Source organism: Mycolicibacterium austroafricanum (assembly GCF_000612725.1).
Taxonomy (GTDB): Bacteria; Actinomycetota; Actinomycetes; order Mycobacteriales; family Mycobacteriaceae; genus Mycobacterium; species Mycobacterium austroafricanum.
Genome location: NZ_HG964452.1, coordinates 167,303 through 173,767 on the forward strand (window position 1 = coordinate 167,303; position 6,465 = coordinate 173,767).

At 70.1% G+C, this 6,465-nt stretch carries 9 protein-coding genes and 1 pseudogene; 6 read left to right on the forward strand and 4 right to left on the reverse strand.

What is annotated here, in order from left to right:
- Positions 1-76: 76 nt before the first annotated feature.
- A complete protein-coding gene (locus tag BN976_RS11160) occupies positions 77-523 on the reverse strand; it encodes a (deoxy)nucleoside triphosphate pyrophosphohydrolase (protein ID WP_036370775.1) in 447 nt (148 codons plus the stop codon).
- A 27-nt stretch (positions 524-550) separates the two neighbouring features.
- On the opposite strand from BN976_RS11160, the gene BN976_RS11165 reads away from it, so the two are divergent.
- Complete coding sequence (locus tag BN976_RS11165) at positions 551-832, forward strand: 4a-hydroxytetrahydrobiopterin dehydratase (RefSeq protein ID WP_011781701.1); 282 nt, start codon at positions 551-553, stop codon at positions 830-832.
- On the opposite strand, the gene BN976_RS11170 is transcribed toward BN976_RS11165, so the two are convergent.
- Entirely contained in the window at positions 780-2,000 is a 1,221-nt protein-coding gene (locus tag BN976_RS11170) for a mannosyltransferase (protein WP_011781702.1), read from the reverse strand. The genes BN976_RS11165 and BN976_RS11170 overlap by 53 nt on opposite strands.
- A 196-nt stretch (positions 2,001-2,196) precedes the next feature.
- On the opposite strand from BN976_RS11170, the gene BN976_RS11175 reads away from it, so the two are divergent.
- Together BN976_RS11175 and BN976_RS11180 are read left to right on the forward strand one after the other, a co-directional pair.
- Complete coding sequence (locus BN976_RS11175; protein WP_036370779.1) at positions 2,197-2,814, forward strand: hypothetical protein; 618 nt, start codon at positions 2,197-2,199, stop codon at positions 2,812-2,814.
- A 50-nt stretch (positions 2,815-2,864) separates the two neighbouring features.
- A complete protein-coding gene (locus tag BN976_RS11180) occupies positions 2,865-3,854 on the forward strand; it encodes an Rv1157c family protein (RefSeq protein WP_036371335.1) in 990 nt (329 codons plus the stop codon).
- Between the two features lie 79 nt (positions 3,855-3,933).
- Here BN976_RS11180 and BN976_RS11185 read toward each other — a convergent pair whose 3' ends face one another.
- Positions 3,934-4,080 (reverse strand): DUF1059 domain-containing protein, encoded by a 147-nt coding sequence (locus BN976_RS11185; RefSeq protein WP_011781705.1) that lies wholly within the window; start codon positions 4,078-4,080, stop codon positions 3,934-3,936.
- Positions 4,081-4,130: 50 nt separating this feature from the next.
- Between BN976_RS11185 and BN976_RS11190 the strand changes: the two genes are divergently transcribed.
- Positions 4,131-4,790 (forward strand): nitroreductase family protein, encoded by a 660-nt coding sequence (locus tag BN976_RS11190; protein WP_036370784.1) that lies wholly within the window; start codon positions 4,131-4,133, stop codon positions 4,788-4,790.
- Positions 4,791-4,821: 31 nt separating this feature from the next.
- The gene (locus tag BN976_RS11195; RefSeq protein ID WP_011781707.1) at positions 4,822-5,211 is read left to right on the forward strand and encodes a recombinase family protein; all 390 of its coding nucleotides are present in this window, start codon (positions 4,822-4,824) and stop codon (positions 5,209-5,211) included.
- Here BN976_RS11195 and BN976_RS11200 read toward each other — a convergent pair.
- Positions 5,201-5,785 carry an HhH-GPD-type base excision DNA repair protein gene (locus tag BN976_RS11200; protein ID WP_036370786.1) on the reverse strand — a complete coding sequence of 195 codons (585 nt, stop codon included), beginning with the start codon at positions 5,783-5,785 and terminating at the stop codon, positions 5,201-5,203. The genes BN976_RS11195 and BN976_RS11200 overlap by 11 nt on opposite strands.
- Positions 5,786-5,964: 179 nt before the next feature.
- On the opposite strand from BN976_RS11200, the pseudogene BN976_RS11205 reads away from it, so the two are divergent.
- Positions 5,965-6,262, forward strand: a pseudogene (locus tag BN976_RS11205) (DUF732 domain-containing protein).
- Positions 6,263-6,465 lie beyond the last annotated feature (203 nt).

Consider the following 6,465-nt stretch of genomic DNA (forward strand, 5'->3'; position numbering starts at 1 on the left):
ATCGCCTTTCGCAAAGAAAGTGAGCCTTACAGCAGGGATCGGCCCGTATACCCGGGCACCGGTAGGTCCAAACCCGCTACGTCGGAAGCTGTTTGCCCCGGCGCGCAGCGGCTCCGGATGCCCGGGCGTGGTCGGCGCCTGCCAGCAACCGGGTCAGGTCCGGTAGCCAGGCCCGGTCGGCGGGCACCCACGGCAGCGTCTCGATCTCCTCGGTGCGGACCCAGCGCAGCGCCCGGTGGTCGTGGGGCGCCACGACGCCGCGGGTTCTGGTGACCGCGTAGGCGCGCAGACACATCGCCGCGCTCAACGCGATGTCGGCACCGACGCGCGCGCCGACGGTGACGTCGACGCCGAGTTCCTCGTTCAGCTCGCGCACGAGCGCGGCCTCGTCACTCTCCCCCGGTGCCACCTTGCCGCCGGGCAGCTCCCACAATCCGGCCAGCTCGGGCGGACGGTCGCGCTGGGCCACCAGCAGCGCGCCACCCTCGATCAGCGCACCCGCGACCACGATCAATTTCGACACTGCGCCAGACGGTATACCGTCGAAGGCATGGCCGTGTTAACGGATGAACAAGTGGACGCCGCACTGCCCGACCTCAACGGATGGGAGCGTGCCGACGGCGCGCTGCGGCGGTCGGTCAAGTTTTCGGCATTCCTCGACGGAATCGACGCGGTACGTCGCGTCGCCGAGCACGCGGAAGCAAAAGACCACCATCCCGACATCGATATCCGTTGGCGAACAGTCACTTTCGCGCTGGTGACGCACTCCGAGGGCGGAATCACAGACAAGGATGTGCAGATGGCGCGCGATATCGACGGGATCCTCGGGTAGCGACCCACGCGAGCGTCGCCAGTGTGGCGACGATGTAGACCAGGCCCGCCCACGCCAGGTACCACGGCCGCGGGATCACCCAGATGGTGGGCTGGGCGAAGCTCAGCAGCCAGGGCACGCCGACCAGGGTGAGGGCCAGCCACCCCCAGCCGAGCACCCGCGCCCCCAGTTGCGCGCGCAGCGGGCCGTGCAGCAGCCAGATCATCAGCGGTATCAGCCACACCCAGTGGTGCGTCCACGAGATCGGGGACAGCAGCAGGCCGAACAGCTCCACGATCACGATGGCGCCCAGCCGGTCGTCCGCGCCGCCGATGGCGCGCCACGCCAGCAGCGCCAGCACGGCCGTCACCGCGACCCCGACCAGCACAAGCGCGCCGTATCCCGCGTCGTGCCCCAGGATCCGCGAGATCCCGCCGCGCCACGACTGGTTGAACGACGTCCCGACCGGGCCGACGCGGTCGGCGTCGCCGAGTAGTTCGGTGAAGTACATCCGGGTCTGGTCGCCGACGATGAGCGCCGACACGCCGATCGTCAGCGCGAAGACCGCCGCGGAGAACAGCACGGTCGCCCAGCGTCGTGCGCCAACGAAGTACAGGCCGGCGACGGCGGGCGTGAGCTTGACCCCGGCGGCCAGCCCGACCACCAGGCCCGAGAGCCACCACTTCGAGGTGTAGACCGCGTAGAGCACGCCGAGCACCAGCAGCACGTTGACCTGGCCGTAGTCGAACGTGCTGCGCAGCGGCTCGGTCCAGATGCCGACGGCGGTCCACAGCATCGCGACACGCCGACTGCCCACCGCGGTCGGGGACAGCAACCGCTGGCTGAGCCGCACCACGCCGTAGAGCGCCGCGATGATGCCGACCTGCCACGCGAACGCGACGAATCCGAACGGCAGCAGGTGCAGCGGGTAGAACACCACCGCCGCGAACGGCGGATAGGTGAACGGCAGCGGGAAGTCCGGCGTCTGGTCCGCGTAGACGTACTCGTACAGCGTGCCGGGTCCGTCCAGCTCGGCCGCACCGCCGACGTAGACGTGGAGGTCGACGAAGTTGGCGCCGTTGGGCACCAGGTAGGTCCATGCCAGCCGGGCGGCGATGCTGAGGATCAACAACGCGGGTGCCGCCGCCGACAGGTGTGCGACGAGGCGGGCGGCTCGGCGGGCGGGCACCGGGGTGACGGAATCGGTGGTGTCTATCCGACCGACTCTACTGAGCGGTCACCATCCGCCTTCACCTCAGTAACGGTTCCATAAATGCCACACATGTCACTTGAGTAACTCTAGTAACAGGCTAGCTTCGGGAGCAGGCGTGCCATCGGTGTCATTCGCGGACACCGACGCCACCGACGGAAATGGGAGAACTTTCATGCACCGCACCCGGAAACTGTTCGCCTCCACGATCATCGCAGCGGCTGGGGCGGTGTCGGCAGCCGTGGCGTTCAGCGCCACCGCGACCGCGCAGCCCGCGCCCGCGCCGGCCCCCGCGCCCGAGATCCCGGGGCTGCCGTTCCTGCAGCAGCTGGCGGCCAACCCCGCCGCCGCCACGCAGCTGATGCAGGGTTTCGCCAACATCATGGGCAACGCGTCCGCGCCCGCCGCCACGGCGACCGCGACGCCCGCCACGCCGGTCACCGGACCGGGCGCGACCGCGTCGATCAGCCTGCCGCAGCCGGCCGACGTGCTGCCGGGCGCGAACGTGCTGCCGGGCGCGACCGCACTGCCGGGCGGCAACATGACCACGGTGCCGGTCGGCAACACGACCACGGTGCCGCAGACCGCGCCGGCCGCCGCCCCGGCCTCGCCGCTGTCGGGTCTGACCGAATCGCTGGGCGTTCCGGGTGGTCTGGCCTCGCTGCTTCCCGGCGGGAGCCCGCTGGGCGGCCTGCTGCCCACCGGCCCGACGGCCCCGGTCACCGCGGCACCCGCCGGCGCCCCGGCACCCGCACCGGCGCCGCTGTTCACCCCGCTGTCGGCCCTGCCCTGACACCCGCCGCACACCGAACCCATCTGAAACCACCGATGTATTGGGGGATCATGTCAACGAGGACGACGCTCACCACCACGCTGGCGGTGTGCTCATCGGTCGCGTTGCTGACGGTCGGCGTGACCGGCGTTGCGCACGCCGACCCGACGGCACCGCTGCCGATCGACGGGATGCAGGCCCCGGGCCTGCCCGCGGTGCAGAGCCTCGGGCCCGTCATCCAGCAGGCCGCCTCCGATCCCACCAATGCGGCGTCGATGCTGATGGCTGCCGCCGCCGTGTTCGCCGGAGACATGGCGGCGCCGCAGCCGTCCCGCGACGTCGCGTCGGCGGTCAACCAGTTCGTCGCGCAGCCCGTCGCGCACGTTCCGGCGACGGGTGCGGTGCCGGGCGCCGAGGCTCACCTACCCGCGGGCGTCAACCCTGAGCACGTCCTGGGCCCGGCACCGGAGGCGCTGCCCCAGGCCCTGCCGCAGGCGCTGCCCGAGGTCGCACACGCCCCCGCCGCCGCAGCGGCACCCGGACCCGCGCCGGCACCTGGACCCGCACCGGCCCCGGGACCCGCGCCGGCCCCGGGGGCGGAGGTCGCCACCCCCGTCGCGGCTCCTGCCGCCCCGGGCGGGCTCGGCCCCAACGCGCCGGTGACACAGGACTTCCTGTACCCGTCGATCAGCAACGGGTGCCTCTCCGACGGCGGCAACGTACTCGCGACCGCGATCTCGGTGGCCGGACCGGCGACGATCCCACTGCCCGGCCCCGGCCCCGGCCAAACCGCTTATGTGTTCACCGCGATCGGCACGCCCGGTCCCGCGGCCGAGCAGAAGCTGCCGCTCAACGCCACCTGGGTGAACCTGACCACCGGCAAGTCGGGCAGCGTCACCCTCAAGCCGCGCCCGGACATGAACCCGAACGGGCCGACGACGCTGACCGCCATCGCCGACACCGGTTCGGGCAGCATCATGTCGACGATCTTCGGTCAGGTCACCACGACCGAGAAGCAGTGCCAGTTCATGCCGACGATCGGCTCGACCGTCGTCCCCTGACCCCGGGAAGATGCGCGAAAGTGCACTCACGGTAGTGGAACGGGCCGTTTCACTACCGTGAGTGCACTTTCGCGAAAGGTCAGTAGGCCATGAAGAGGATGGCGTCGCGGTCGTAGTCGCGGCCGGGGTGCACCTCGGTCAGGTGCGCCTGGGCCTTCTCCACGAGCTCGTCCTCGTCCTTGCCGGTGATGGCTTCTCCGCAGGGGCAGTTGAGATGAGTCTTCATGGCTTCACAATGGCACAGCACCCGGCGCGCCATACGACAAGATCGTCAACATGGACCTGTACGACGTAATGCGCACGACCGGAGCCGTCCGGCAGTTCACCAGCGATCCGCTGCCCGACGAGGTCCTGGTCCGGATCCTCGACAACGCGCGGTTCGCCCCGAGCGGGGGCAACCGGCAGGGCGTGCACGTCATCGCGGTGCGGGACCGGGCCACCCGCGAAGCCCTCGGCGCGCTGTCCGTGACAGGTGCGCGCCGCTACATCGCGCAGCAGCGCAACGGCGAAGGGCCGTGGAACCCGTTGCGACCCATGCAGATATCGGCCGAACAGCTGGCCGCCACCGAGGTGCCCGCCGAACTGTCCGCGCCGCTGCTCACCTCGGCTGTCGTCCTGGTGGTGTGCGTGGACCTGGCCGTGGTGGCCGCGTTCGACCAGGACCTCGACCGGGTAGGCCTGATCGCCGGCGCGTCGGCGTATCCGTTCGTGTGGAACGTGCTGCTGGCCGCGCGCAACGAGGGCTTCGGCGGCGTCCTGACGACAATGGCCGTCGCCGAGGAGCCGGGTGTGAAGGCGCTGCTGGGCATTCCCGACGACCATGCCGTGGCCGCGGTGCTGCCGCTCGGCAGGCCGCAACGCCAGGTCACCAAGCTGACCCGCAGGCCGGTGTCGCAGTTCGCCACCCGGGAGAGATTCGACGGCGAGTCACTGTGACGCCGCGCCCGCGGCGTGAGACCTTGGAAAGGTGACGGTCACGTTGGGTTATGCCACGGCCGTGAAGGGCTGCGCAGACCTCGACGGGCAGCTCGCCGAGCTCGCCGCGGCGGGAGTGGACCCGCGGCGGATCTTCACCGACAGGACGGCGGGGTCGGCCGACAAGATGCGGGCCGGGCTGCTGGCCCTGCTCAGCTACGCGCGCTCCGGTGACGTCGTCGTGGTGGTGGCGCTCGACCGGCTGGGTCGCTCGGTGGCCGAGGTGACGAAGACCGTCGCCGACCTCACGCGGCGCGGAATCACGCTGCGCTGCCTGCGGAACGGGCTCGACACCGCCACCTCCACCGGGCGCATCGTCGCCGACGTCCTCACCGACCTGGCCGGCCTCGACGCGGTGAGCACCACCGAAGTCAGGCCTTAGCCGCCTTCGCTTCCTTGTTCCTGGCTTTGGCTTCCTTCTTGTAGGTGCGCACCTTCTGCAGCGAGCCGGGATCCGTCACGTCGGCCACCGACATGTGCGAGCCTGCCTTGCCGTAATCACCGGCGGCGGCGCGCCAGCCCTTCGGTGTGACGCCGTACTGCTTGCCCAGCAACGCCAGGAAGATCTTGGCCTTCTGCTCACCGAAGCCCGGCAACGCCTTCAGCCGCCGCAGCACCTCAGCACCGTCGGCACCGTCGGACCACAAGGCCGTCGCATCGCCGCCGTACTCGTCGACGATCACCTGCGCCAGCGCCTGCACCCGCTTGGCCATCGATCCCGGGAAGCGGTGCACGGCAGGGGTTTGCGCGCACAGGGCTGCGAACGCCTCGGGGTCGTGGTCGGCGATCACGTGCGCGTCGAAGCTGCCCATCCGGTCGGCGATCTTCTTCGGCCCGCCGAACGCCACCTCCATCGGAATCTGCTGATCAAGCAGCATTCCGACCAGCAGCGCGAACGGATTGCCCTCCAGCAGCGCATCGGCCGCAGGTTCCTGGACTAACTGCAGTTTCGCCACGCGGCCAGTCTAGGACGAGGCGACACCGGGCAGTCCGCCGTAGCCGCTGCTGCAGAGCGCCGGCCGCTGATCGACTTCGTCTGCGCGGTACCTGTGAACCAGCAGTTCCGAGGTCCCGGTCGGGTGGAGTATGCGAACGTGTAGGCGATAGCCGGTGGAAATGCCCGGAGGAGTCGAAGTTGAGACGCGTTATCGCACCTCTTGTCGCAGCGGTCATCGCCGCTGTCGCATCGGCAGGCATCGCTCAGGCAATTCCAGACCAGGGCACACCGGAGTTCGACAGCTACCTGCAGGGTTTACAGCGCAATGGCTACAACCTGCATCCCGACACCGCGTGGCGCGTGGCTCACCAGGCGTGCGTGGGCGGCATACCGGGGGTACATCGGTTTGGAGCTGGCCGCTCAAGGGGTCGTCGGCCCCGGAGCGCAGCAGCGGGTGATGGAGGTGGCCACCAAGTACGCCTGCCCCGTTCAGTAGGCGAGCCACCGCGCATCGCACCGGCGCCGAGCCGGATGGCACGCCGCCGCGCGCGGAGGTAACGCCGAGACGACTGCCGCACTGCCGGGCAGATCAGCCGGCACCGGTCCTGAGGTGACCGGGTCCCGCGCACGACCTAGTTGGTGGTTGGTGGTGGGGGTTGGAAGGGTGTGTACCACTTCCATTGGGCGCGTTCCCCGGGT